Origin of the sequence: Rubrimonas sp., from assembly GCF_036788415.1 — a bacterium.
In the GTDB taxonomy this organism is placed as follows: Bacteria; Pseudomonadota; Alphaproteobacteria; order Rhodobacterales; family Rhodobacteraceae; genus Rubrimonas.
In genome coordinates, this window is sequence record NZ_DAIQNN010000052.1 from 1 (window position 1) to 23,312 (window position 23,312).

22 protein-coding genes and 3 riboswitches are annotated in these 23,312 nt (G+C 70.6%); of the genes, 6 read left to right on the forward strand and 16 right to left on the reverse strand.

Annotated features, from left to right (window positions below; translation table 11 throughout):
* Positions 1-282: 282 nt before the first annotated feature.
* Positions 283-488, forward strand: a riboswitch (cobalamin riboswitch).
* 35 nt (positions 489-523) lie between these two features.
* Positions 524-1,195 carry an energy-coupling factor ABC transporter permease gene (locus V7Q31_RS12180; RefSeq protein WP_333834151.1) on the forward strand — a complete coding sequence of 224 codons (672 nt, stop codon included), beginning with the start codon at positions 524-526 and terminating at the stop codon, positions 1,193-1,195.
* Positions 1,196-1,293: 98 nt separating this feature from the next.
* Here the strand turns inward: V7Q31_RS12180 and cobF are convergent, their stop codons facing one another.
* The 6 genes from cobF to cbiE are packed head-to-tail and all read right to left on the reverse strand — an operon-like array spanning position 1,294 to position 6,432.
* Positions 1,294-2,028 carry a precorrin-6A synthase (deacetylating) gene (gene cobF, locus V7Q31_RS12185; protein ID WP_333834131.1) on the reverse strand — a complete coding sequence of 245 codons (735 nt, stop codon included), beginning with the start codon at positions 2,026-2,028 and terminating at the stop codon, positions 1,294-1,296.
* Positions 2,025-2,759 (reverse strand): uroporphyrinogen-III C-methyltransferase, encoded by a 735-nt coding sequence (cobA, locus tag V7Q31_RS12190; RefSeq protein ID WP_333834132.1) that lies wholly within the window; start codon positions 2,757-2,759, stop codon positions 2,025-2,027. Before cobA ends, cobF begins: the two co-directional genes overlap by 4 nt.
* A complete protein-coding gene (locus V7Q31_RS12195) occupies positions 2,756-4,084 on the reverse strand; it encodes a cobyrinate a,c-diamide synthase (protein ID WP_333834133.1) in 1,329 nt (442 codons plus the stop codon). The genes cobA and V7Q31_RS12195 overlap by 4 nt, the downstream gene beginning before the upstream one ends.
* A complete protein-coding gene (cobM, locus tag V7Q31_RS12200) occupies positions 4,077-4,871 on the reverse strand; it encodes a precorrin-4 C(11)-methyltransferase (protein WP_333834134.1) in 795 nt (264 codons plus the stop codon). The genes V7Q31_RS12195 and cobM overlap by 8 nt, the downstream gene beginning before the upstream one ends.
* Entirely contained in the window at positions 4,868-5,236 is a 369-nt protein-coding gene (locus V7Q31_RS12205) for a cobalamin biosynthesis protein (protein WP_333834152.1), read from the reverse strand. The genes cobM and V7Q31_RS12205 overlap by 4 nt, the downstream gene beginning before the upstream one ends.
* Positions 5,233-6,432 (reverse strand): precorrin-6y C5,15-methyltransferase (decarboxylating) subunit CbiE, encoded by a 1,200-nt coding sequence (cbiE, locus tag V7Q31_RS12210; protein ID WP_333834135.1) that lies wholly within the window; start codon positions 6,430-6,432, stop codon positions 5,233-5,235. The genes V7Q31_RS12205 and cbiE overlap by 4 nt, the downstream gene beginning before the upstream one ends.
* Here cbiE and V7Q31_RS12215 point away from each other — a divergent pair.
* Positions 6,431-7,186 carry a cobalt-precorrin-6A reductase gene (locus V7Q31_RS12215; protein ID WP_333834136.1) on the forward strand — a complete coding sequence of 252 codons (756 nt, stop codon included), beginning with the start codon at positions 6,431-6,433 and terminating at the stop codon, positions 7,184-7,186. The two genes, cbiE and V7Q31_RS12215, sit on opposite strands and share 2 nt — an antisense overlap.
* Here the strand turns inward: V7Q31_RS12215 and cobJ are convergent.
* The 7 genes from cobJ to V7Q31_RS12250 are packed head-to-tail and all read right to left on the reverse strand — an operon-like array spanning position 7,159 to position 15,212.
* Positions 7,159-7,911, reverse strand: a complete 753-nt coding sequence (gene cobJ, locus V7Q31_RS12220) for a precorrin-3B C(17)-methyltransferase (RefSeq protein ID WP_333834137.1) — start codon at positions 7,909-7,911, stop codon at positions 7,159-7,161. The two genes, V7Q31_RS12215 and cobJ, sit on opposite strands and share 28 nt — an antisense overlap.
* Positions 7,908-8,648, reverse strand: coding sequence for a precorrin-2 C(20)-methyltransferase (locus V7Q31_RS12225; protein ID WP_333834138.1), 741 nt, complete (start codon positions 8,646-8,648; stop codon positions 7,908-7,910). Before V7Q31_RS12225 ends, cobJ begins: the two co-directional genes overlap by 4 nt.
* Positions 8,645-9,274: a precorrin-8X methylmutase gene (locus V7Q31_RS12230; protein ID WP_333834139.1), complete on the reverse strand. Its 630-nt coding sequence runs from the start codon at positions 9,272-9,274 to the stop codon at positions 8,645-8,647. The genes V7Q31_RS12225 and V7Q31_RS12230 overlap by 4 nt, the downstream gene beginning before the upstream one ends.
* A 3-nt stretch (positions 9,275-9,277) precedes the next feature.
* Positions 9,278-10,450: a precorrin-3B synthase gene (gene cobG, locus V7Q31_RS12235; protein ID WP_333834140.1), complete on the reverse strand. Its 1,173-nt coding sequence runs from the start codon at positions 10,448-10,450 to the stop codon at positions 9,278-9,280.
* Complete coding sequence (gene cobN, locus V7Q31_RS12240; RefSeq protein ID WP_333834141.1) at positions 10,447-13,737, reverse strand: cobaltochelatase subunit CobN; 3,291 nt, start codon at positions 13,735-13,737, stop codon at positions 10,447-10,449. The genes cobG and cobN overlap by 4 nt, the downstream gene beginning before the upstream one ends.
* 22 nt (positions 13,738-13,759) lie before the next feature.
* A complete protein-coding gene (gene cobW / locus V7Q31_RS12245; RefSeq protein ID WP_333834142.1) occupies positions 13,760-14,815 on the reverse strand; it encodes a cobalamin biosynthesis protein CobW in 1,056 nt (351 codons plus the stop codon).
* A gap of 1 nt (position 14,816) precedes the next feature.
* The gene (locus V7Q31_RS12250) at positions 14,817-15,212 is read right to left on the reverse strand and encodes a DUF1636 domain-containing protein (RefSeq protein ID WP_333834143.1); all 396 of its coding nucleotides are present in this window, start codon (positions 15,210-15,212) and stop codon (positions 14,817-14,819) included.
* Positions 15,213-15,299: 87 nt separating this feature from the next.
* Positions 15,300-15,513: riboswitch (cobalamin riboswitch) on the reverse strand.
* Positions 15,514-15,635: 122 nt separating this feature from the next.
* Positions 15,636-15,831, forward strand: a riboswitch (cobalamin riboswitch).
* Positions 15,832-15,936: 105 nt separating this feature from the next.
* On the opposite strand from V7Q31_RS12250, the gene V7Q31_RS12255 reads away from it, so the two are divergent.
* The 4 genes from V7Q31_RS12255 to V7Q31_RS12270 are packed head-to-tail and all read left to right on the forward strand — an operon-like array spanning position 15,937 to position 19,783.
* Positions 15,937-16,779 carry a FecCD family ABC transporter permease gene (locus V7Q31_RS12255; RefSeq protein WP_333834144.1) on the forward strand — a complete coding sequence of 281 codons (843 nt, stop codon included), beginning with the start codon at positions 15,937-15,939 and terminating at the stop codon, positions 16,777-16,779.
* Positions 16,780-16,837: 58 nt separating this feature from the next.
* Positions 16,838-17,446: a cob(I)yrinic acid a,c-diamide adenosyltransferase gene (gene cobO, locus V7Q31_RS12260; protein WP_333834145.1), complete on the forward strand. Its 609-nt coding sequence runs from the start codon at positions 16,838-16,840 to the stop codon at positions 17,444-17,446.
* Positions 17,446-18,333, forward strand: coding sequence for a DUF1289 domain-containing protein (locus V7Q31_RS12265; RefSeq protein ID WP_333834146.1), 888 nt, complete (start codon positions 17,446-17,448; stop codon positions 18,331-18,333). The genes cobO and V7Q31_RS12265 overlap by 1 nt, the downstream gene beginning before the upstream one ends.
* A gap of 4 nt (positions 18,334-18,337) precedes the next feature.
* Entirely contained in the window at positions 18,338-19,783 is a 1,446-nt protein-coding gene (locus V7Q31_RS12270) for a cobyric acid synthase (protein WP_333834147.1), read from the forward strand.
* Here V7Q31_RS12270 and cobD read toward each other — a convergent pair.
* From cobD to V7Q31_RS12285, 3 genes are read right to left on the reverse strand one after another with little or no spacing between them, the layout of a single operon-like run.
* Positions 19,763-20,740 (reverse strand): threonine-phosphate decarboxylase CobD, encoded by a 978-nt coding sequence (cobD, locus tag V7Q31_RS12275; protein ID WP_333834148.1) that lies wholly within the window; start codon positions 20,738-20,740, stop codon positions 19,763-19,765. The genes V7Q31_RS12270 and cobD overlap by 21 nt on opposite strands.
* Entirely contained in the window at positions 20,740-21,684 is a 945-nt protein-coding gene (cbiB, locus tag V7Q31_RS12280; RefSeq protein ID WP_333834149.1) for an adenosylcobinamide-phosphate synthase CbiB, read from the reverse strand. Before cbiB ends, cobD begins: the two co-directional genes overlap by 1 nt.
* Positions 21,681-22,472 (reverse strand): propanediol utilization protein, encoded by a 792-nt coding sequence (locus tag V7Q31_RS12285; protein WP_333834150.1) that lies wholly within the window; start codon positions 22,470-22,472, stop codon positions 21,681-21,683. Before V7Q31_RS12285 ends, cbiB begins: the two co-directional genes overlap by 4 nt.
* Positions 22,473-23,312 lie beyond the last annotated feature (840 nt).

Sequence of the window (23,312 nt, forward strand, 5' to 3'; positions counted from 1 at the left end):
ATCGCCCCCCGTCGCGCGACGTCGGCGAAGAGGCGCTCATGCGTCGGGTCGACCTCGCCCGATCCGGCCTTCGGCGCCGCGCCGCCCGGCTCGACGTCGGGCGACGGCGCCGCCCTTGTCTGAGTGGGGATCGGTCGGAGCCTCGGAGACTCCGGGGGTCGTGGAGCGACGACGCCCATCGGGCTCGTCCCGTGCGCTGTCGGCCTCGCTTCGAAAAGCCCCGCACTTCGCGTGCCGGGTGTGCGGCGTCTGAAGCCGATTGACGTCGCCAAGCGCCTCGGCCATCAAGATCGCACGATCGGTTCCGCTCCTTCCCGGGACGGAGGAAAGAGGGAATGCGGTGGGGCGTCATCCGGCGCCGAAACCGCGGCTGCCCCCGCAACTGTGAGCGGCGAGCCCGGCCTAAGACGCCACTGAAGCAATTCGGGAAGGCGGGCCTAAGGCGACGATCCGCGAGCCAGGAGACCTGCCGGTCGTAGCAGACCTCATCATGCCCGCCGGTGGGGCGGCAAGGAGCGAACTAATGCATATGGAACCAGGCGTCGTAGACGGCGCAAAGATGTTTCTGTCTTACGGGACGGCGGCTGCGGCGGCCGGCGTTACACTGAAGCTGGCCGCCGAGGATTTGAAGTCGCACAGCGCGACGTCCTTCGCCGCGCGTTGCGCGCTCGCGACGGCGGGCGTCTTCGTCTGCTTCGAGGTTCTCCCGCATTTTCCTGTCGGGGTCAGCGAAGTGCACCTGATTCTCGGCACGACGCTGCTGCTGATCCTCGGCGCTGCTCCCTGCGCGATCGGACTGGCCGCCGGCCTTGCGATCCAGAGCCTGTTCTTCGCGCCGTCCGATCTGCCGATGTACACGGTCAATGTGACCACGCTGCTCTTCCCGCTGTTTCTGGTCAACGTGTTGGCGCATCGGATCATTCCCGCACAGACGCCCTATGTCGACTTGCGATATGCCGACGTCCTGAAGTTGTCGCTGGCCTTTCAGGGCGGGATCGTCGCGTGGGTCGCGTTCTGGGCGATCTACGGTCAGGGAATCGGCGTCATCGGCGATGTGGCCAGTTTCGGCGCGGCCTACATGCTGGTGGTGATCGTCGAGCCTCTCGCCGATCTCGCAGCGCTCGCAGGAGCGAAGACCCTGCGTCGATACAGCGCCTCCGGATTGTTCGTGAACCGGCTGCACAACCCGGCTTGATCCCTTGAACTCGGCGTTCGACCGCGGGTCGCACGTCTCTTGCCAAGGTGGCGGCCGATAGGCGATCGGCCGCCAGCACCTCTGGATACAGGCACGTCTCAGGTGTAACGCAACAAGTACGTGTCCATCATCCACCCATGCCTCTCTCGCGCCTGCGCCCTCGCGGCGGCGATGCGTGGGCCCGCAGTCGCGAGCGGACCCGAGTCCAGCATCTGTTCGGGCATGCCGAGAAAGCCGCCCCACCAGATTTGAAGACCCTCGGGCGGTAACGAGAGGAAACTGCATTCGCCGTCCAGCATGACCGCCACGGTCTCGGCTCCGGGAGGCCAGCCGCCGGCGCGGAGCCTTCGCCCGGTCGTGACCGTCACCGCCCCGTTGATCGTGTTGATCGGAATGGCATGGGCGGCGGTCAGCGCCTGCAAGGCCGTTATCCCCGGCACGACATGCAGCCGAGGCGCCGGATGCAGCCGGGTCGCGATACGGAGACTGGAGTCATAGAGCCCCGGATCACCCCACACGAGAAGGGCCACCGGGCCGACAGGCCGCGCCCGCGCGATCGCCGTCGCCCAGATGCGGGCGATCTCGCCATGCCACGCCACCACTCGCTCCGCATAGGGCAGGCTCTCGTCGCGCAGCGGCATGTCGAACTCGGCGATCGGCGCCGTGACGCCGCACTCGCGCAGGATCATGTGCCGCAGATCGGCAAGGTCGGTCTTGTCGGGACCCTTGCGGGGCACGAGCACGAGCGCCGCCGCGCCGAGCGCCCGTCGCGCCTCCATCGTCACATGGTCCGGGTTCCCTGTGCCGATGCCGATCAGCCAGAGGTCGATCATGCGCTGACCTCCTCGCCGTCAGCCAGCGGACCGTAGAAAATCAGCGCCGGCTTGTCGCCTGAGCCTGCCGCCAGATGCTCTGCGAGGTGGGCGACCGACATCCGGATCGTCGATGCGTCGGGAGTGCTGATCGCCTCGGCGAGCATCGCAGGCGTGTCGGGCGGCAGGCCGCGGGCGATCAGCGCAGCCGCCAGATCGGGAAAGGTCCGCTTGCCCATGAACACCACGGTGCACGCCGCGGCATCGGCCAGCGCGTCGAGGTCCAGATCGGACGGCAAGCGTCCTTCCGCATCGTGGCCGGTGACGAACTGCACCCGGCGCGCCGTCAGCCGACGGGTCAGGGGAATGCCCGCCGCGGCGGCGGCTGCAAGCGGCGACGCGACGCCCGGAACGATTTCGTAGGGGATCCCGGCCGCGCGCAGGGCGAGGATCTCTTCCTCAAGCCGGCCGAAGAGACCGCCATCGCCGGATTTCAGTCGCACGATGCGGCCCCCGCCCTGCGCGTACTCCACGAGAAGGCGGCTGACATGCTGCTGTCTCGGCGAAGGCCGGCCCGCGCGCTTGCCCACGCCCACGAGATCAGCGCCGGGGCGGGCGTGGGACAGGATCGGCCCGGCGGAGAGATCGTCGTAGAGGATCGCGTCCGCATGCTTGAGGCGATCCGCAGCCTTGAGCGTCAACAACTCCGGGTCGCCGGGTCCCGCGCCGACGAAGCTGACGAAACCGGTCATGCCGACTCCGCGGCGATGAGGTGAAAGAACGTGCCGGTCACCTGTCCGCGCCGCGACCCGGTCTCGGCCACGGGTTCGCCGTCGGCGTCGGCGACGGCGGCGAGCGGCGCGTCGGGCTGCGCGAGGATCGTCGAGTAATGGAACTCGTGCCCGCGCAGGGCCGCCCCCGCCTTCTGTCCCGGCATCGGGGCTGCGAGGACGGCGCGCCTGTAGCCGAGGTGGAAGCGACGCGTCTCATAGGACGTGACCAGACCGAGCAGGCCGGCCATTTCGTGACGTACGCCGTCCTTGTCGATCAGGGCGACCCCCAGCGCCATATAGCCGCCGCACTCGCCATGGATGGGCCGTGTTTCGGCATGGGCGCGCAACCCGGCCCGGAACCGCATTGCCGCCGCGAGCGTCCCGGCGTGAAGCTCCGGATAGCCGCCGGGTAGCCAGACGAGGTCGGCGCTCGGGTCGGGCGCCTCGTCGGCGAGCGGCGAGAACGGTAGGATCTCGGCGCCCGCCGCGCGCCAGCCCTCGAGGAGATGCGGGTAGGTGAAGGAAAAGGCCGCGTCTTGCGCTAGCGCGATTCGCTGCGCGGGCGGACGCGGCAGCGTCCCATGCGCCGCCCCCTTCGCCATGCCGCGAGCGGCGTCGCGGATCGCGGCCAGGTCGACATGGGCGCGGAGGAACCGGGCATAGCCCGCGATCGCCGCGTCCAGTTCGGGATGCTCAACTGCCTGCACCAGGCCCAGATGCCGTTCCGGCAGGGTCAGGTCACCGCGTCGGGGCAAAGCGCCGAGCACGGCGATCCCGCACCGGTCCATGCCCTGCCGGATCAGCCGTTCGTGCCGAGGCGAGGCGACGCGGTTCAGGATCACGCCGGCGAAGGGCGTCTCCGCGTCGTAGCGGGCGAACCCCAGCGCGGTCGCCGCAGCCGATTGGGCCTGCCCGCCGACGTCGAGCACCAGGATCACCGGCCAGCCCATCGCTCTGGCCGTCTCGGCGCTGGCCCCGAACCCCGCCATGCCGCGCGTGGCGACGCCGTCATAGAGCCCCATCGACCCTTCTGCGACGCAGATGTCGACTCCTCGCGCCTGCAGCGCGATGGCGGAGAACAAACTCGGGTCCATCGCCCAGGTGTCGAGGTTGAACGACGCACGCCCCGCGGCGGCGCGATGAAAGGCCGGGTCGATGTAGTCCGGCCCCGACTTGAACGGCTGCACCGCCAGCCCGTCCTCGGCTAGCGCGCGGAGGAGCCCGAGCATGACAGTGGTCTTGCCGCTGCCGGAGGCCGGGGCGGATATCAGAACGCCGGGGGGGACGCCCGCAGGATCAGTCATCGCCGGGTTCCCACTCCGCCCAAGGGCTGTCGGCCGATTGCGGTCGGTACCTGCGATCGTAATCGGCGGCGTACAGGCGGCTTTCGACGAAATCCGAAGCCCCGAGGACAGGGCCCACGAGCACCAGCGCCGTGCGCTCGATCCCCTCGGGCATGGCGGAACGCAGCGATCCCAGCGTCGCCCGGACGATCCGTTGGTCAGGCCAGCTCGCCCGCCAGACCACGGCGGCAGGGCATTCGGGGCCGTAGTGCGGGATCAGGTCGGCGACGGCCCGGTCGAGATTCTGGACCGAGAGGTGCAGCGCCAGCGTCGCGCCGGTGGCTCCGAAGGCGGCGAGGGTCTCGCTCTCGGGCATCGACGAGGCGCGCCCTGGCGTCCGGGTCAGCACGACGGATTGCGCGACCCCTGGCAGCGTCAACTCGACGCCGAGCGCCGCGGCCGCCGCGGCGAAGGACGGCACGCCCGGCGTCACGGTGTACGCGACTCCCATGGCCTCGAGCCGCCGAATCTGCTCGCCCATCGCCGACCACACCGACAGGTCGCCAGAATGAAGCCTCGCCACATCCTGCCCCTGCGACCGGGCGAGGGCAATCTCGGCCATGATGGCGTCGAGGTCGAGGGGCGCCGTGTTGACGATTCGCGCGCCCGGCGGGCAATGCGCCAGCACGGACTCGGGCACCAGCGACCCGGCATAGAGACAAACCGGAGAGGCCGCGATCAGGTCGCGCCCGCGCAGCGTCAGGAGATCGGGCGCGCCGGGTCCGGCGCCAATGAAATGCACCTTCATGGATCGGCCCGTTCCGCCAGCGCGCAGGTCGCGAGGCCGTCGGCGGAAATCACGCGCGCCGAGAGCAATCGTGCGCCGGGTCCCGCCCCGGCCAGCGCCGCCGCCTCGGCGACGCTGCCGACGCCGCGGGCCGACAACGAGGCCGCTGAAAGGGTCACAGTCGACTGACGTCCGAGGTCCTTCTCGGACACGGCGACGACGGGAAGGCCGAGCGCATCCGCAAAGCGCAGGAACGGCGAGCTCGCCGCCTTGTCGGCGGCCGAGGCGACGGCGCGAACCCTCGCGGGACCGCCGGCCCGACCGAGCGCATCGGCGAGGCTTTCGGCGGTGGCCGACCGGCGGAACCCGAAACCCGCCACGATCACAGCGTCACCCGCCACTGCACCACCGGATAGGCTGCTTTCCAGCCTCGCCGCGAGCCCAGAGGCGCAGCCTCGGCCAGCTCGATCCGCAGGAGCTCGCCCCCCAGCCGAGCCGACTGCTCGGCCAGAAGCGCCTCGGAGTCGAGCGTGACCGCGTGAGCGACCAGCCGCGTCCCGCTCGCGACGCGCTTTCGCAGTTCGACGAGGAGCGTCTCGTTCATGCCGCCGCCCAGAAAGACAGCCTGCGGCGCGGGCAAGCCGTCCAACGCCCCCGGCGCCTCTCCCTCGACGACCCGGAGCCGGTCGACGCCCAACCGCTCGGCGTTTGCCCGTATGCGGTCGGCGCGATCGGGCCGCGCCTCGATGCAGGCCGCCTCTGCTTCGGGATGGGAGAGCAACCATTCGATGGCGATCGACCCGGACCCGCCGCCGATGTCCCATAGAAACTCGCCGGGGCGCGGCGCCAACGCCGATAGCGCGAGCGCCCGCACCGGGCGCTTGCTGATCTGACCGTCGTTCTCGAAGAACCCGTCGTCGACGCCGCTGGCGCGCGGGACCGCGGCGCCGTCACCGGCGACTGTCAGCGCCGCCGCGACCGGATGCGCGAAGGCTGTCGGCGGCAGAGCGTCCGCGCGCGCCGCGGTGATCCGCTCGGCCGGCCCGCCGAGCGCCTCGAGGACGGTGAGAAGGCTCTCCCCGAATCCCTGAGCCGCCAGATATCCTCCGAGGCCCGCCACGGCCGCACCGTCGCGCAGCAGCACGATCGCGCGCAGGCCCGGCGTGAGATGCGGCCTGAGTCGCGAAATCGGCGCGGCGTGCAGCCCAAGGCAAAGCGTGCGCTCCAGCGGCCAGCCCAGCCGAGCCGCCGCGAGCGAGAAGGTCGAGGGGGCGGGCAGCGCCCGCCACTCCGACGGGTCGAGGACGCGCGCGATCGCCGCGCCCGCGCCGAACAAGAACGGATCGCCCGAGGCAAGGACGACCGTTCGTCGCCCGCGAAGCCCGAGCAGGATCGCAAGGCCATCGGCGAAGGGCGCGGGCCATGCGATCCGTTCCGCGCGGGCGTCATGGAGAAGGCCCAGATGCCGCGGCGGTCCCATGATCACGTCGGCCCCATCGAGCGCGCGACGGCTTGCGGGCGACAGACCATCCGGGCCATCCTCGCCCAGCCCGACGATGGTGAGCCACGGACCGTCAGACATGCGCCCGACTCTTCTGGTCCTCGGCGGAACCATGGAGGCGACAGCCCTCGCGCGCGCTGCAGCCGAGCGCGGAATGAGCGGCGTCGTGTCCTTCGCGGGCCGGGTCGCGCGTCCCTTGCGCCAGCCCCTGCCGCAGCGCGTGGGCGGCTTCGGCGGGGTGGAAGGGCTGGAAGCCTATCTGAAGACCGAGCGCATCACCCATGTGATCGACGCGACCCATCCCTTCGCCGCGCAGATGAGCCGGAACGCCGCGCTCGCCTGCGCCGCGACGGGCGTGCCGCTGATCGCTCTGACCCGTCCGCCATGGACCCCGGCCCCTGGCGACCGCTGGACCTGCGTTGCGGACATCGCGGGAGCCGTCTCGGCGCTCGACCGGCCGCGCCTGCACGTCATGCTGGCCGTGGGCCGCATGCATCTGGCCGCCTTCGCTCCGAACCCGCAGCATCGCTACCTGTTGCGCCTCGTCGATCCGCCCGTTGGCCCCCTGCCGTTTCCCGAGGCCGAGGTGATCGTGGATCGCGGTCCGTTCGATGCAGCCGCCGACCGCGCGCTGATGGCGCGGTGCGGAACCGAGCTCGTCGTGTCGAAGAACTCGGGTGGCGCGGGCGCCTACGCCAAGATCGCCGCCGCCCGCGCCCTCGGCGTGCCCGTCGTGATGATCGACCGGCCCGAGCCGCCCGCGCGCCGCGAGGCGCATGAGGTGAGCGAGGTCCTCGACTGGATCTCTCATGCCGGCGCCGCCCTCGGCGTGTAGACGAACGGCGCGCCCTCGCGCGCGATGACCCGCGTGGCGGAGGACCCGACCAGCACGACTGTCCGCATGTCGGCCATCTCGGCCGCGGCGTCCGCGAGCGCCACGACCCGGACTGCTTCCTCGGGCGTGGAGACGGCGCGGGCGAAAACGAGGACGCGCCCCGGTTCGCAAGCCTCGCGCAACAGCGCGAGGGCGCGGCTCATGCCCTCCGGGCGCGCCGCGGAGCGCGGGTTGTAGATCGCGATCGCGAAGTCGGCCTCCACCGCGAGACGCAGCCTGCGTTCGACGGTCGACCAGGGCTTCAGGTTGTCGCTGAGGTTGATCGCGCAGAAATCGTGCCCGAGCGGCGCGCCCGCGAGCGCCGCCGCCGCCAGCATCGCCGTCACGCCGGGCAACACCCGGACATCGAGCCCGCGCCAGGCCATCGGGCCGGTCTCGACCGCCTCGAATACGGCGGCCGCCATCGCGAACACGCCGGGGTCGCCCGAGCTGACGATCGCCACCCGACGCCCCTCCATCGCCATCTCCAGGGCATGACGGGCGCGTGCGAGCTCGTCGCGGTTGTCGGACTCATGGCGCGTGAGACCCGGGCGCGCCGCGACGCGGCGGACATAGGGGAGGTAGCCGACAAGGTCGGTGGCCTCGGCCAGCGCCGTCACGACCTCGGGCGTCACCAGGGCGTCGGCGCCCGGGCCGAGACCCGCAATGACGAGCCAGCCGGTCATGGGCGCCGCCCCTGACCATGAACGATGACGATCGAGAAATAGGGAACAGCCCGGTCCGCCGCCTGCGCGAGCGGCGAGACTCTTTCATCGGTCATGCTGGCGCACTCCACCAGCCATGCGCGGTCGAGCTTGCCCGCCGCCTGCAAAGCGGCGCGCACTTTCGGCAGGTTGCGACCGATCTTCATCACGACCAGCGCATCGGCCGCACCCATGTGCCGGGCCAGCGCGTCCTCGGTCATGGTGCCGGTGAGCACGGTGAGCACGTCGTCGCCCCAGGTCACCGGCATGCCGGTCGCTGTCCAAGCCGCCGACATGCCGGTGATCGCGGGGACGATCGAGACGGGAACGCGCTCCCTGAGCCGCATGTAAAGATGCATGAAGGAGCCGTAGAAAAACGGGTCTCCCTCGCAGAGCACGACCACGTCTGAGCCCGACTTCGCCAACTCGATGAGATGCGTCGACGTTTCGGCGTAAAAATCCGCGAGGCGCGCCGCATAGGCGGGATCTTCCAGCGGGATTTCTGTTGTTACAGGGTAATCCATAGGGATCTCGCGCACGTCCGCGCGCAAGAGCCCGTTGACCGTGGAGCGCGCCCGTCCCGCTCGGCCTGCTTTGCGGAAATAGGCCAGATGAGCGGCCCCTCGGACCAGTCGATCGGCGCGCACGCTCATCAGCTCCGGATCGCCGGGACCGAGACCCACGCCGTAGACCGTTCCGGTCTGAGCAGCGGGCCTCATTCTCCGCGGCTCGCGATGGCGTTGACGGCGGCGACCGTGATCGCGCTGCCTCCGAGCCTGCCCTCGACGATCAGACAAGGGGCAGGCGCGGCCTCCCACAGCGCCGCTTTCGATTCCGCGGCGCCGACAAAGCCCACGGGGCAGCCGATAATGGCTGACGGCCGCGGACAGGCCGGATCTTCGAGCATCTCGAGAAGGTGGAAGAGAGCCGTGGGCGCGTTGCCGATCGCGACGACGGCCCCGTTCAGTCGCGGTCGCCAGAGCTCGAGCGCGGCGGCGGATCGCGTGGTGCGAAGTCGCGCGGCGAGATCGGGCGTCCGCGCGTCCTGCAGAGTGCAGATGACGTCGTTGTCGCGCGGCAGACGCTTGCGCGTCACCCCTTCGCTGACCATCCGGGCGTCGCACAGGACGGGAGCGCCAGCCTCGAGCGCCGCGCGCGCGGCGGCGACCAGCCCGGGCGACATGCGCACATGCGCCTCGAGGCCCACCAGCCCGGCCGCATGGATCATCCGCACGACGACCTGTTCCTCGTCGGGCGCGAAGCGGGCGAGATCCGCCTCCGATCGGATCGTTCGGAAGCTCTGCGCATAGATGGCCCCACCATCGGTCTCGTAGGCGTAGGGCATGCATCAACCACCGATCAGAGGCGCGAGATCCTGCGGGGCGATCCCGCGGCGCGCCGGTTCATCCCACGGCGCCCCGTTCTCGACAAGGTCGAAGCGGCCGTCGCGGCCTACCACGGTCAGCGCCGCCGGCCCGGGCAGCGCGCAGCCTTTCGGACAACCCGACACGTGCAGCCGCGCTCCGGGCGGAAGCCGTCGCGCAAGGCTGCGCGCGAGCGCGCGGGTTTCGACGCTCGCCTGCGGACAGCCCGGAGCGCCGGTGCAGGCCAAGACCGACAGGAGCGCGTCTCCCGACGCGGTGATCAGACCGTCCGATGCGACGAGCTCCCTCAGGTCGAACAGCCCCGGCAGAACGACCATGCGCCATGGGGAGACCCTGATGTCGGCGGGCGCCATGGCGGCGAGCCGTCGCAGATCGGCTGCGACGATCTGACCGAATACAGACGCGATGCAGGCCCCGACGGAAGACACGCCCGGAGATGGCGGCGCCAGGGCCGGGTTGGGCACGAGGTCGCCGGCCAGCCGCATCGGCGCCCGCGCGCCCGACGCAAGGTGCCGCGCCATGCGCCCACGTCCGTCCGGCCCGACGCCGCCGGACGAAAGGAACCAGCACGCAAGCTCGAGGGCTAGCGCCGCCGCCTGCGCGGGGTCGTCCGCCGCGCGGCCGGTCGGACAGCTGTCGGCCCGCACGATCAGCGTCTCCCCTGCGGCCTCGATCCGGATGTCACCGCTGACGTCGACCAGCCGCCGCCGCGGCCCGGCGTCGATGACGAAGCCGAATTTCGACGGCAGCGCCGAAAACGCCGTCGACCCCAACCGCGCGGAAAGCAGGTGCGCGAGTTGCGCCTGCGGGTCGCCGGCCCCGACCGGACGGAGCGGGTCAACAACGATGTTGCGCCTGCTCTCGGCCTCCGGGTCAGCGTCGAGCAGGGCCAGCGCCGCGAGACCGTCCAGCAAAGGGGCGTGCGCCGAGGGCGCCACCCCGCGCAGTTGTAGATTCGCACGGTTCGTCAGTTCGACGGAACCATTCCCGTAGCGTTCGGCGAGATCGGCGAGGCCCTGCGCCTGCACTGCGTCCAGCGCTCCCGAGGGTGGGCGCACGCGCACCACGAGACCGTCGCCCGAGGCCATCGGCCGATGGGCGCCGGGGCACCAGCCGCGAATGGCGGGGTCGGTCACGGAAGAGGCTCCATCTCAGCGAGGATCGAGTTTCGGCGCGACCGCCACAGCCCCGCCGCATGCAATTCGGCGAAGCGGGTCCGCATGGCGTCGAGCGCCTCGGGGTTCCTCTCGGCTAGAGAAGCGGCGACGCGAGGGTCGCCCAGCGTCGCGTCCCAGAAGCTGTCGAAGTGGTGCGGTCCGACGACGCCCGCCAGATGGGCGAAGGCGGCCATGTGCTCGAGCGTAGAGGCGATCTCGGCGGCGCCCCGGAACCCGTGCCGCATCATGCCGCCGATCCATGACGGGTTCGCCGCGCGGCCTCGCACCACCCGGGCGACTTCTTCGGTCAGGGTGCGGGCGCGGGGGCGAGCGGGATCAGTGTTGTCGAGGTGATAGAGATGCGCCCGACCGCCCGCGACCGATTGCGCGGCGGCGAACCCCGCTTCGTGGCTGGCGTAATCCTCGGCAAGCAGGATGTCGGTTTCGAGCAAGTCCTGAAGATGCACGAAGGCGTCAGCCTGCGCCACGCGCGCGCGCAGACCCGGCATGTCGCTTTCGGCCTTGTCGCCGTCGAGCGCCCAGGCGGACGCGGCGAGCCACGCCTCCCCGGCGGCGCGGCGCCCCTCCGCGCCGTAGGCGCCGAGCGTCTCCCCCATGCCGAGCCCGAACCGACCGGGCGCCGGGCCGTAGACTCGCGCGCCGTCTCGGCCCACATAGGGATTCCAGTCTGGCGTCTCGTCGCGGCGACCGAGCGCGCGCACGGCGGTCTGGAACAGCGCCGACAGGGTCGGAAAGACATCCCTGAACAGGCCCGACACCCTCAACGTCACATCGATGCGAGGCCGGTCGAGCTCGGCGATCGGCGTAATCTCGATGCCCGATACGCGCTCGGAGCCTTCGTCCCAGACCGGACGGACCCCGAGAAGCGCCAGCGCCATGGCGAAGTCCTCGCCGGCGGTTCGCATGGTCGCCGACCCCCAGAGATCGACGACCACGCTCTTCGGCCAGTCGCCGTGGTCCTGCAGGTGGCGGCGAACCAGTTCGTCGGCCAGCAGGCGGCCCTGCTTGTAGGCCGCGCGCGTCGGCACGCTGCGTGGGTCCGTCGTGAAGAGGTTGCGGCCGGTGGGCAGCACGTCCGTCCGGTCCCGGTAGGGCGACCCCGACGGGCCCGCCTCGATCCGCCGGCCCGCTAGCGCCCGGACCAGGGCGCGCCGCTCGGCGGCCGCCGAGGCGGCTGCATCGAACGGCGCGCCGCACCGCGGCGCCCGGCCCCAGACGTGAAGCCCCTCGCCGAACTGGGTTTCCTTGACGTCGCAGACGAAGCGATCGATCCGCGTGATCGTCTCGGACGGACAGGCGTCGGCCGCGAGGCCGAGGTCCTGCGCCACCCCCAACGCCTCAGCCTCGTCGCGGATATCCCCGATCAACCGGTCGCGCCGTTTCGGGTCGAGCCCGTCCGCATTGGAGAACTCGTCGAGCAAGGCCTCGAGCCGGGCGAGGCGGTGCGGCGTTCCCGAGGGACGCAGCGGCGGCGGAATGTGACCCAGCGTCACCGCGCCGATCCGGCGCTTGGCCTGCGCCGCTTCGCCGGGGTCGTTGACGATGAAGGGATAGATCACTGGCAGATCGCCGATCAGCGCCTCGGGCCAGCATGTCGCCGACAGGGCGACCGATTTACCCGGCAGCCATTCGAGCGTGCCGTGGGCGCCGACGTGCACGAGAGCGTCCACCTCGCCTCGGAGCCAGATATAGAACGCGACATAGGCGTGGCGCGGGACCCTGGAGAGATCGTGGTATTCGGCGTCCCGCGTCGGCGCTGCGCCGCGTTCGGGCTGCAACGCCACGAGCGCCATTCCGCGGCGGATTGCTGCGAAGCCGAAGCCGTCGGGCCCGGCGTCGGGATCGCTCTCGGGTTCGCCCCAGGCCCGATGAAGATCGTCGCGCAGGGCCACGGGCAGACTGGCCAGCGCCGCCCGGTAGGCCGCCATAGGCCAGTGGATCCGGACCGTCGCCAACGCCTGCGCCAGCGGCGCGGCTTCGGCGACCGCATAGCCCGCGTCCCGCATATCGTCGAGGATCGCCTCCGCCGAGGCTATCGCGTCGAGCCCCACGGCATGGGCCATGTTCCAGGCCCGACCGGGATAGGTCGAGAGCACGAGCGCCACGCGGCGGTCCGCGGGGCCGGCCGCGGCGAGCCGACGCCACCCCGCCACCCGATCGGCAATGGCCTCGATGCGGTCCGGCGCGGGGACATGCGCAACGCGCGCGAATTGCAGGTCCGCGTCGCGAGCGGCAGCCTGCTTGAACGACGCGACGCCGGCGAAGATGCGCCCGTCGACCTCGGGCAGGACGACATGCATGGCGAGGTCGGCAGGCGACAAGCCACGTGACGAGCCAGCCCAGGCCGTATGCGTCGACGTGGCCAGCGCCACCTGAAAAACCGGCGCCTCGGCGGCGTCGAGCGGCGATCCCGCCGCGTCGCCTCGCCCGGAGAAGGAAGTCGCGTTGACGATCGCGGCCGGCGCGAGGTGTGCGATCTGGCGCGCAAGCCATTCGCGCGCGCCCGGCGCCTTGAGCGACGGCGCGAACAGCCCCAGGACGCGAAGCCCCCGTTCGCGCAGTGCGACGAACAGCGCCTCGATCGGCGCCGTGTCGGCCGCGACGAGGTAAGAGCGATAGAAGACGACGAGGACGAGACGCGCGGCGTCCACCTGCAACGCGGCAGGCGCCGGACAGGCTGGTCCGTCCTCCGGCGTCCACGCGCCGACCTCGGGAAGGGCCTTGGAGCCGGTGACCGGGCCGACATAGAGGCCGGCCGCCAACGCGAGCTGCGCCAGCGCCGCCTGGGCCGCCACCGCGCCGCCGGTGTCGCAGAGATGCGCCAGACGGCGCAGAGTGGAGATCGGGACGGTCGATACGGCGTCGAGGCGGGGATCGGGCCGCCCGTCGGCGGGCAAGACGGCCAGAGCCATCCCCCGCGCCCGCGCCAGCGTCTCGACCTGCTGAAGGCCGTACGGCCAGTAGGGCACGCCGCCGATGAGCCGGATCAGAACGCCCTTCGCGCCGTTCAGGGTCTGCTCGACATAGGTGTCCACCGAGAGCGGGTGCTTGAGCGCCGCCAGATTGGCGAGCCTCAGCGTGGGAAGCCGGCCCTGCCGACCGCCGCCCCGACGCCAGCCCTCCGCGAAAGCGCCGAGATCGCTGTCGGACAGCGACAGAACCACCAGATCGGCGGGGCTCTGAGCCAGGTCGACCGGCGTCCCGTCGTCGTCGAGCCCGTGGCTTTCGCGGAAGATGACGTGCATGCCGTGTGGTCTTTCTTTCGGCTTATTCAGCCGCGGCGGCAGGTTGGAACAGGATGCCCTGGATCGCGTCCGCGTCGATGTCGCCATGCTCGGCGATGACGACGAGGCGGCCATGCCGAGGCGCGCCGTCCTGCCACGGCCGATCATACTGGTGGCGCACCCGCGCGCCGACCGCCTGCACCAGAAGCCGCATTGGCTTGCCTTTAACGGCTGCGTACCCCTTGACCCGCAGAATATTGCGGCGCCGGGCCAGGTCGACGATCCGCGCTACGAGGTCCGCAGGGTCGCCCACCTCGGGAATGTCGATCACGACGCTGTCGAAATCGCCATGCTCGTGATCGTCTGCACCGTCGTGGTGCGAGGGGCGCGCGGCGATGTCGTCCTCGGCCGCCGCGCCGAGGCCGAGGATCACTCGCGGGTCCACCGCGCCCTCGGCTACTTCGATGATCGGCAGGGGACGCGGGGCTTCGGCGAGGATCAAGGCCCGCGCCGCCGCGACGCCTTCCGGCCCGGCGAGATCGGGCTTGGTCAGGAGCACGAGGTCGGCGCAGGCGATCTGATCCTCGAACACCTCCGAGAGCGGCGTCTCGTGGTCGATGCTGGCGTCGGCTTGACGCTGGGCGTCCACCGCCGCGACGCTCGGCGCGAAACGTCCCGCCGCCACCGCCTCGGAATCCGCCAGCGCGATCACGCCGTCGACCGTGATCTTCGAGCGGATGTCCGGCCAGTCGAACGCCTTCAGCAGCGGCTTGGGCAGGGCGAGCCCGGAGGTTTCGATCAGGATGTGGTCGGGGCGCGGGTCGAGCGCCATCAGCGCCTCGATCGTCGGAATGAACTCGTCGGCGACGGTGCAGCAGATGCAGCCATTGGACAGCTCGACGATGTTCTCCGCCGGGCATTCGGGGATCGCGCAGCCCTTGAGGATCTCGCCGTCCACCCCGACGTCGCCGAACTCGTTGACGACGATGGCGAGGCGACGTCCGCCGGCGTTCTTGATCAGATGCGAAATCAGGGTGGTCTTCCCCGATCCGAGAAAGCCGGTGATGACGGTGACGGGGAGTTTCTCGAGGCCGGCCATGTCAGGTCTCTCCAAGGCTGCGAACGGGAGGATCGAGCGGCGGGATGCGGGCGATGCAGTTCTTGCGAAAATGCTCCGGGCGTTCGCGCCAGGGCACGAGACCGTCCGGGGCCTGACGGTACTTGTCTGCGCCCGCGGCGATCGTGTCGAGGTCGGTGCAAGGCTGAAGGCCGCCGTAGACATAGGTCCAGCGGCCCGGCCCCCTGAGCGCGATCGTGCACCCTCGCGAGCAGTTCGACAGGCATTCGACCGGCGTGACGGTGACGCCTTGAATGGCTGCGTCCGCGAGCTGCCTGTACAGGACAGCGCCCGGACGCACGTCCTCGTCCCCCGTCACGTCGCCGAGGCGGCAGCGCGTGCAGACCAGAAGCTCGACAGCCGACGGATGGTCTCGCATGCAGGCCACGCCAGTTCGAGAGCGGGGCATGCGGCGGAATCGCGGCCGTTCCCGGCTGCGCACCCGACCCCGGAACACCCCGCCCGGTTTCATTTCGTCGCGCTGGCAGGTCTCCCGGCTTGCGGATCTCGGGGCCGTCGGCCCCGTCGGCGGCCCTGCCTTCCCGGACCATCGGGTCCAGTGGCGTATCGGGCAACCTGTCCGGTCACGGTCGCGGGGGCGGCTGCGCTTCGGCCCGGCCCGGACCTGGCGCATTCCCTTTTCACCTGCTCTCGCAGGCACCAGCCCTGACAGTTGCTCAGGAGCAGCGCGGCGTGTCAAGCCGTGACGGTCCGCCGGGCGATGGCGAGGCGCGCCTGCGACAACCGCGCGGCGGATGCGGGCGCGCGGCGCGAGACCCGGCTTGATTGCCGATCGCACGCGGCCTAACGTTCGATCGATGGTGCCCGGAACTTCCGGGAGAATAGGGAAACCGGTGCGGGCACGACCCCAATTCCGGTGCTGCCCCCGCAACTGTAAGCGGTGCTCGTTCCCGAGAGCCACTGGACCCGATGGTCCGGGAAGGGGGGAGCGGACCTCAGCCGCGAGCCAGGAGACCTGCCATCGCCTTGGAAGCACCAACCCGGGCGGGGCGTCCGGAAGGGGGATCGTGTGACCCGAGCGTTGACCAGCGCCTGGATTAGACGCGCGCCTGTCGGCCCTGCATGTTCATTCAGGACACGGCATGCAGCGCGACAGCAGTCATGACGTGACATCTCGGTTCGGCGACTGTTCGAACGTCGGTCCATGCGCGGCGCGCTCGGTCCCGCTCGGGCTCAGGGCGTGCTCGTCAGCCGCGGTCTTCGGCGCGATCCTCGCGCCACTGAACACCGGCATATTCATCGGGCTGACCAAGATTCAGCAGCTGGCGATCGTAGGCGCTCCGGGGTCCGCGCTGTTCGTGCTAGCCGTCGCCAGCTTCGCCGAGGCCATCACCGTCGACCGGCTGGTCCTGACCGGCTTCGCCGCTTCCTTCATCGTGATGGAGCTGGCCAACGTCCTGATCTTACTCGGCGATCCACGCGCGACCTACACGGTGGCGTTCTGGATGCCGGGAGGGCTGGGACTGGCGCAATCGGCGTATCTTGGCTGGCCGCTTCAGGTGATGGCCGGTGCGGCGATACGGTTCCGGACCGTGGCGGGATCGCTGAACGCTAGGACCATCGGGGATGAGCCCGCGGCGACGCTGGCGATTTCGGCGGCGCAGTTCCGTCTGACGGCGCTCGTGGTCGCAGCGTTGGTCACTGGCTTCATGATCGCCTATTCCGGCGTCACCGGCTTCGTAGGCCTTACGGTCCCGCATATCGTGCGACTGATCGCGGGCGGCGACGACGCCCGGTTCTTGCCTGCCGCGATGCTCGCGGGCGCTGTCTTTCTCGTCCGGGCCGAGATCGTCGCGCGCGCCGTCATGCGCCGCGAGGACATGCCGATCGGCATCGTGACCAGCCACGTCGGCGGGGCGTTCTTCGTCTTGCGCCTGCGGAGGAACGCCAGAGATGCAGGCGGAGCTTCGCCGATCGCTCCCTGACGCCGCGCACGAGGTGCGGCGGCCTGACAACCGAGAGACCTGACCCGAGGAGGGACCCATGGACGACGTGACCCTACGCCACAACGAGAAGATGAAGCGCATCAAGGCCGCGCGCGACAAGATGATGGAGACGAAGACCGAGGAGAAGGGCCTAATCATCGTTCACACCGGCTCGGGCAAGGGCAAGAGCTCGTCCGCTTTCGGGATGGTCATGCGCTGCATCGCCTGGGGTATGCCCTGCGCCGTAGTCCAGTTCATCAAGGGCAACTGGGAGACCGGCGAGAAGACGCTGCTGCGTGACCGCTTCGCAGCGGAATGCCGCTTCTTCGTCTCCGGCGAGGGCTTCACGTGGGAAACCCAGGACCGCGAGCGCGACGTGGCGGCCGCCCGCAACGGCTGGGAGATCGCCAAGGCGCAGATCCTCGATCCCGCGATCGGTTTCGTCCTGCTGGACGAGATCAACATCGCGCTGCGCTACGATTACCTCGACATCGACGAGGTGGTGAACTTCCTCCTGACGCAGAAGCCCCGGATGACCCATGTCTGCCTGACCGGACGCAACGCCAAGCCCGAACTGATCGAGGCGGCCGATCTGGTGACAGAGATGACGCTGGTCAAGCATCCGTTCAAGGACGGCGTGAAGGCGCAGAAGGGCGTCGAGTTCTGATGACGGTCCAGACGCGACGTCCTCCCGCCAGCCCCTGCATCGGCGTCTGCGTCATCGACGAGGCGCGCGGGCTCTGCACCGGCTGCGTCCGGACGCTGGACGAGATCGCCGTCTGGGGCGGGGCCAGCGAGGCCTTTCGGTCCGCGGTCTGGGCCGCGCTACCCCTGCGCGCCGCCGCGATGGGCCTTACGACGCGTAGGCTGGACTGGCAGGGCGCGGCGCTTCTGGAAGCCGTCGCGCAGCGTTTCGTCGATGCCGAGGGCGCGTTCGTCGCGGGCGTCTACGGCGCGGTCGCCGAGGTGCGGCGCCAGCCCGACGAGCCGTTCGAGGCGCGTCGCGAAGGCGTCGTGCTGACGCTCACGACGCGCCGCTGCGCCCTGCAAGTGGAGGCGGCGTCCTGGATGACCGCGTTCGAGATCGCCCGGCCGGACCGTCCGCCCCTGATCGCGATCGCCGTCCCGTCGGGCCGCGCAGGGGACAGGGGCGCCGACGCGCTGACCTGTCTGGGACCAGACGAAGCGAGCCTCCTGCCGCGGGACGCCGGCGGACGGCGCTTCGATCTCGGCCTCGGGCGCCGCGCCGCGCGGTTCACGATCCGCTGCGACTCCGCGCTCGCCGCAGCCATCGCGCCGCATTGCGGCGCGCCGTGGCCCGCCTGCCTCGGGCTGATCGGCGGGAACGTGCTGGCGGCCAGTCCCGTCCGGGTGATCGAGGCGCCCGGCCTGCGCGCCGAAGTGGATGCGATCATTCCGTCGCGAGGCGGCGCATCGCCGGCAGGGCCGCACACGCACCTGCTGCCCGAACACATCTCGCAGGGATTCGATACGCCGCCGACCGTGCCGCTGCCTGAGGGATACGTCCTATCGGCCCTGTTCTATCCGTCGTGATCCCATGTCCCGCGCGCTGATGATCCAGGGAACCGGCAGCAATGTGGGAAAGTCCATGCTCGTGGCGGGCCTCTGTCGGGCGGCCCGTCTGCGGGGTCTCAGCGTCGCGCCGTTCAAGCCGCAGAACATGTCGAACAACGCCGCCGTGACTGTGGATGGCGGCGAAATCGGTCGCGCGCAGGCGTTGCAGGCGGTGGCTGCCGGACTGCCCGCCCACACCGACATGAACCCGGTGCTGCTGAAGCCCGAAACCGACGTGGGCGCGCAGGTGATCGTGCAGGGCCGCCGCCTGACGACGGCGCGCGCCCGGGCGTATCAGGCGCTGAAACCCCAACTGATGGGAAGCGTGCTCGAGAGTTACGGCAGGTTGCGCGCAGCCCATGACCTCGTCCTCGTCGAGGGCGCGGGCAGCCCTGCGGAGGTGAACCTCCGCGAGGGCGACATCGCCAACATGGGCTTCGCGCGCGCGGCGGACGCGCCGGTGATCCTCGCGGGCGATATCGACAGGGGCGGCGTGATCGCGCAGATCGTCGGCACGCAGGCGGTGATCGATCCGGACGACGCGGCGATGATCGCGGGCTTTCTGATCAACCGGTTCCGCGGCGACCCGCGGCTGTTCGACGACGGCTATTCCCTGATCTCGGCGCGCACGGGCTGGCGCGGCTACGGGGTTCTTCCGTGGTTTTCCGAAGCCTGGAGGCTGCCGGCCGAGGATGCGATGGACCTGGCCGCCCCGCGGCGGGCCGAGGGTCTGCACGTCGTCTGCCTCGTCCTGTCGCGGATCGCGAATTTCGACGATCTCGACCCTCTGGCACAGGAGCCGGGCGTGCGCCTGACGATGCTGGGCCCGGGCCGCGCCATTCCCGGCGACGCCGATCTGGTGATCCTGCCCGGCACGAAGTCGACGCGCGGCGATCTGGCCTTCCTGCGGGCGCAGGGATGGGACATCGACCTGGCCGCCCATGTCCGGCGCGGCGGCCGGGCGCTCGGCATCTGCGGCGGCTATCAGATCCTGGGCCGCCTTGTCGCCGACCCGATGGGCGTCGAGGGGCCGGCCGGAGCGGAGGAAGGGCTCGGCCTTCTCGACGTGGAGACGGTGATGACCGCGGACAAGCGCCTGAGCGTAGCGCGGGCCACCCACGCCGCGACGGGGTTGCCGTTCGACGGCTACGAGATCCATATCGGCCGGACGGAAGGGCCCGATCGCGCGCGCCCCTTCGCGTTTCTGGAGGGCAAGCCCGAAGGCGCAGTCAGCAGCGATGGCCGCGTCGCGGGCAGCTACCTTCACGGCATGTTCCGCGATGACGCCTTTCGCGCAGCCTGGCTCGCGGAATTCGGCGCGGCGTCGCAAGGCGGTTACGATCTCGGCGTGGATGCCGTGCTCGACGCGCTCGCGGCGCATGTTGAGGCGCACCTGGACGTGGAGGGGCTATTCGCCGCCGCGCGCTAACGCGGCCTCGAGTCGCTCCCATTCGAGCGCAACGCCCGGCAGCCCGAGCCGCAGCCAGCCACGGCTGTAGGGAAAGACGCGCGTCCAGATCTGCGCCCGCGCCAGCCGAGCCTGCGCCGCCCGTGCGTCGCCTGTTTCCACCGTTACGAAAAGCGCGCTGGACCCGACCGTGGTCCACCGTGCGCGCTCCGCCAGAAGCTCCGAGAGCCGCGCGACATCGGCGTGAAGCCGCGCCGCCGTGGCCGCCTGCCACGCGCGATCCGCCAGCGCCGCAGTCCCGATCGCGAGCGCCGGACCTGCCACCGACCAGGGCCCGGCAAGCGCCCGGAGAAGCGCCGTGGTCGTCGGCCCGCCCAGAGCAAAACCGAGCCGGACGCCCGCAAGCCCGTAGAACTTGCCGAAGGACCGCAGGACGACAGCCCTGTCGCCGAGCCTGGGCAGAATAGGGGCGAGCGAAAGCCCCTCCTCGGCGTCGGCGAAGCTCTCGTCGACGACCAGAAGACCCACTTGCGCCGCCAAGCCGGCCAAGGCCTCGGGCGGCCAGCGTCGGCCGTCGGGGTTATTGGGGTTCACTACGACCGCAAGATCCGCCCCCGCCATGGCGGACAGCCCTGGCGCGGGCGTGACCGTCCAGCCCTGCGCCGAAAGGGCCGCGGCATGTTCGTTGTAGCTGGGCGTCAGCACGGCGGCGCGGCCCGGCGCGCTCAATCGCGGCGTCAGCTGGATCGCCGCCTGCGCGCCCGCCAGGGCAACCACCGGCCCAGCGCATCCGAAAGACCGCGCAGCGATCTCCTCGAGCCGGGCGACGTCGCGCGCCATGGGCAGCGCCGTCCAGGCCTGCAGCGGCAAAGGCGGAACCGGATAGGGCAGACGGTTGATCCCGGTCGACAGGTCGATCCAGTCCGCGCCACCATAGGAGCTCTGCGCCCGGTCGAGATCGCCGCCATGATCGCGCATCACGGCCCTCGCTGGACCAGCGCCATGATCATCAGCATTCCGCCGCACAGCGCGATCGCGCGACGGTAGAGTGCGAGTCCATGGACAAGGTCGTCCGCTCGCGGGTCGCGCGCCGTGGCGTTGAGCCAAGGCTCGGCGGCGACACGGTCGTCGTAGATGCGCGGGCCGGACATTCGGACGCCGAGCGCACCCGACATCGCCGCCTCGGGCCAGCCCGCATTGGGCGAGCGGTGCTTGTGCGCGTCGCGCCACATGACCCGAAGCGATGCGGCACGCCCACTCGCCAGCGCTATCGCGAGCCCGGTCAGTCGGGCCGGGATGAGGTTCGCGAGATCGTCGAGCCTCGCGGCGCCCTTTCCGAAATCCTCGTAGCGCACAGTGCGGTGGCCGATCATCGAATCCAGCGTGTTGATCGCCTTGTAGGCCGCGATCCCCGGCAAACCGGCGACCGCGCCCCAGAACAGCGGCGCCACGATCCCGTCCGAAGCGTTCTCCGACAGACTTTCCAGCGCGGCCCGCGCCACACCTGCGGCGTCGAGGCGCGCCGGGTCACGCCCGACGATCATCGCGACGGCGACGCGCGCACCCGAGAGGTCGCCCTCGCCGAGCGGTCGGGCCACGGCGGCGACGTGGTCATGCAGAGACCGCGCGGCGATCAGCGGCCATGCGAGAACTGCGCCCAGCAGGATGCCCTCCAACCCCGATGGCAGCAATGTCTGAATCGCCAGCGCCGGCAACGCCGTCGCCGCGATCACGACCATCACGCAGAGGGCGCCCATCCCCTGCCGCCGGATTGCGCCGCCGCGGTTCCAACGCGCCTCCAGCAGCGCGATCAGGGCGCCGATCCAAGTCACCGGATGGCCTATCCGCCGATAGGCGTATGCAGGCCAGCCGACAACGGCGTCGATCGCCAGCGCGACGACCATCGTGCCTGCGAAGATCACGTGCGCCCTCCGGTCGAAAAGCGCAGGACATGCGTGTAGCCGTTGTCCCGCATGCGGGTCTCGCCTTCTGCAGGGGCATCGCCCGGCGCGAAGATCAGCGCGCGCGCAGGCCCGGTGTGTGCGCGCGCCCATCCCAGCGCGCAGAGATCGGCGGCCAGCGCAGGGGTCGGATCGTCGACAGGCCCCCGCATCGCGGTTGTCCGGGCTGCCGACAGGCTGGCGAGGCGCGCCGCCTGCGGCAAACTCGGCCCCTGCGCCCATTCTGCGATCAGGTCGTCGATCGGCGGAAAAGCCGTGTCTGAAGGGTCGGTCGCCATTGGCGGACCCCACAAACCGCCGAGGATCTCGGCCGCGGGCGGCGGCGGCAGCGCCGTCAGAACGCGCGCAGCCCGAGGCGCCCAAAGCACGGCGTCAGGGGAAGGCAGCATCAAGGGATCGACGGCGCCCTCGACCGTACGGCACGCGGCGGCGATCCGGCTATCCTGCCCGCCGGCAGCGCGGGACAGCGCCACCAGCGCCGCTGTCGACATGCCGGCTCCGCCTCCGGGCGGCAGGTCCGGCGCGACGACGACCCTCCCCCGCGCAGACAGACCAAGCGCCCTCAGCAGGGCGGCGGCCCGGTCCGGTCCGACAAGCCGCGCCGGGTCGTCGACCAGCAGCTCTGCCGCAGGTGACCATGTCACCGACGTCCCCCTCAGCGGGCATGCGAGCGTCACGAGTGCGACCTCGCCGGTCGCCACAAGGCAACCCTGCAGCCACTCCCCGAAGTGCCCGGCGACCCAGACCATGGCTCAAGCCGTTACATTCATTGCAAAGACGGACGCGGCGTTCGAGAGGCGCCGCAGCCGCAGCGCCGACATCGGCGCGATCTCGAATGTCAGTGCGAGTGGCGCCAGATCGAGCGCGCGCGCGGCGCCAGCGCGCTCGTCGCAAGTGTCGGCCGCAGCGTAAACCGGTGCAGAGGTCCGGGCTAGCGCGGCGGTCGTGTCAGAGGTACCGAGGACCCAGCTCGCTTTCTTGGAATCGCTCTCGCCACTCTGGGCGCGACGGTGGGCCACCGCGTCGCGGGAGAGCTCGCCGCGATCGTGCTCATCGGAACAGGGCAGACCGTCCTCGGCGTCGGGACCTTGTTCCCGTAGGCGAGCGTCCTCGGGCGGCCTTAACCCGGAGAACGGGGGCGCGGCGGTTTGCCGTGGGCGCGGGGCTATGTTTGCGCCCACCTGTCGTACACCCATGAGCGCGTGCGCCGACTGCGCTCGCGCCGTTGTTTCTGCGTCTCGCAGCGGCGCATCGGGGCGCACGAGCGGGCGCGCGCTCTCGATTTCAGAGCCGTGGCGGATCGGGAACAGGTCGGCGAAGTCAAGGCGGATGTCCTTGTCTCTATTGAGCTTCGAGTAGAGGCCGCTTCTCGTGAAGAAGGATATTGATGATGGCCGTCGGCAGCAAGCTTGAGGGCGCGTTTAAGAAGGGGATACCCAGGCGGAGTCTCGTGTGATTCATGGGGTGTCGGCCTCGTTGACCGAGATCGACGCCCATGCCCCGCCGTCGCGCCTAGCCCAGCGACATGTCCGACGCCCAGTGGGCGGCGATCGCAGCAATGATTAGGGACGCGGCGCCTGGCGGGCGCC

Bases quoted from the DNA above. Each gene is read 5' to 3' on its own strand.
- V7Q31_RS12285 (WP_333834150.1), bottom strand. From the start codon at position 22,472: ATGGTCTGGGTCGCCGGGCACTTCGGGGAGTGGCTGCAGGGTTGCCTT.
- cobM (WP_333834134.1), bottom strand. From the start codon at position 4,871: ATGAAGGTGCATTTCATTGGCGCCGGACCCGGCGCGCCCGATCTCCTG.
- cobW (WP_333834142.1), bottom strand. From the start codon at position 14,815: ATGGCCGGCCTCGAGAAACTCCCCGTCACCGTCATCACCGGCTTTCTC.
- cobJ (WP_333834137.1), bottom strand. From the start codon at position 7,911: ATGACCGGCTGGCTCGTCATTGCGGGTCTCGGCCCGGGCGCCGACGCC.
- V7Q31_RS12215 (WP_333834136.1), top strand. From the start codon at position 6,431: ATGCGCCCGACTCTTCTGGTCCTCGGCGGAACCATGGAGGCGACAGCC.
- V7Q31_RS12265 (WP_333834146.1), top strand. From the start codon at position 17,446: ATGACGGTCCAGACGCGACGTCCTCCCGCCAGCCCCTGCATCGGCGTC.
- V7Q31_RS12195 (WP_333834133.1), bottom strand. From the start codon at position 4,084: ATGACTGATCCTGCGGGCGTCCCCCCCGGCGTTCTGATATCCGCCCCG.
- cobD (WP_333834148.1), bottom strand. From the start codon at position 20,740: ATGCGCGATCATGGCGGCGATCTCGACCGGGCGCAGAGCTCCTATGGT.
- V7Q31_RS12250 (WP_333834143.1), bottom strand. From the start codon at position 15,212: ATGCGAGACCATCCGTCGGCTGTCGAGCTTCTGGTCTGCACGCGCTGC.
- V7Q31_RS12230 (WP_333834139.1), bottom strand. From the start codon at position 9,274: ATGCCCTACGCCTACGAGACCGATGGTGGGGCCATCTATGCGCAGAGC.
- cbiE (WP_333834135.1), bottom strand. From the start codon at position 6,432: ATGTCTGACGGTCCGTGGCTCACCATCGTCGGGCTGGGCGAGGATGGC.
- V7Q31_RS12180 (WP_333834151.1), top strand. From the start codon at position 524: ATGCATATGGAACCAGGCGTCGTAGACGGCGCAAAGATGTTTCTGTCT.
- V7Q31_RS12270 (WP_333834147.1), top strand. From the start codon at position 18,338: ATGTCCCGCGCGCTGATGATCCAGGGAACCGGCAGCAATGTGGGAAAG.
- cobF (WP_333834131.1), bottom strand. From the start codon at position 2,028: ATGATCGACCTCTGGCTGATCGGCATCGGCACAGGGAACCCGGACCAT.
- V7Q31_RS12255 (WP_333834144.1), top strand. From the start codon at position 15,937: ATGCAGCGCGACAGCAGTCATGACGTGACATCTCGGTTCGGCGACTGT.
- cobN (WP_333834141.1), bottom strand. From the start codon at position 13,737: ATGCACGTCATCTTCCGCGAAAGCCACGGGCTCGACGACGACGGGACG.
- V7Q31_RS12225 (WP_333834138.1), bottom strand. From the start codon at position 8,648: ATGAGGCCCGCTGCTCAGACCGGAACGGTCTACGGCGTGGGTCTCGGT.
- cobA (WP_333834132.1), bottom strand. From the start codon at position 2,759: ATGACCGGTTTCGTCAGCTTCGTCGGCGCGGGACCCGGCGACCCGGAG.
- cobO (WP_333834145.1), top strand. From the start codon at position 16,838: ATGGACGACGTGACCCTACGCCACAACGAGAAGATGAAGCGCATCAAG.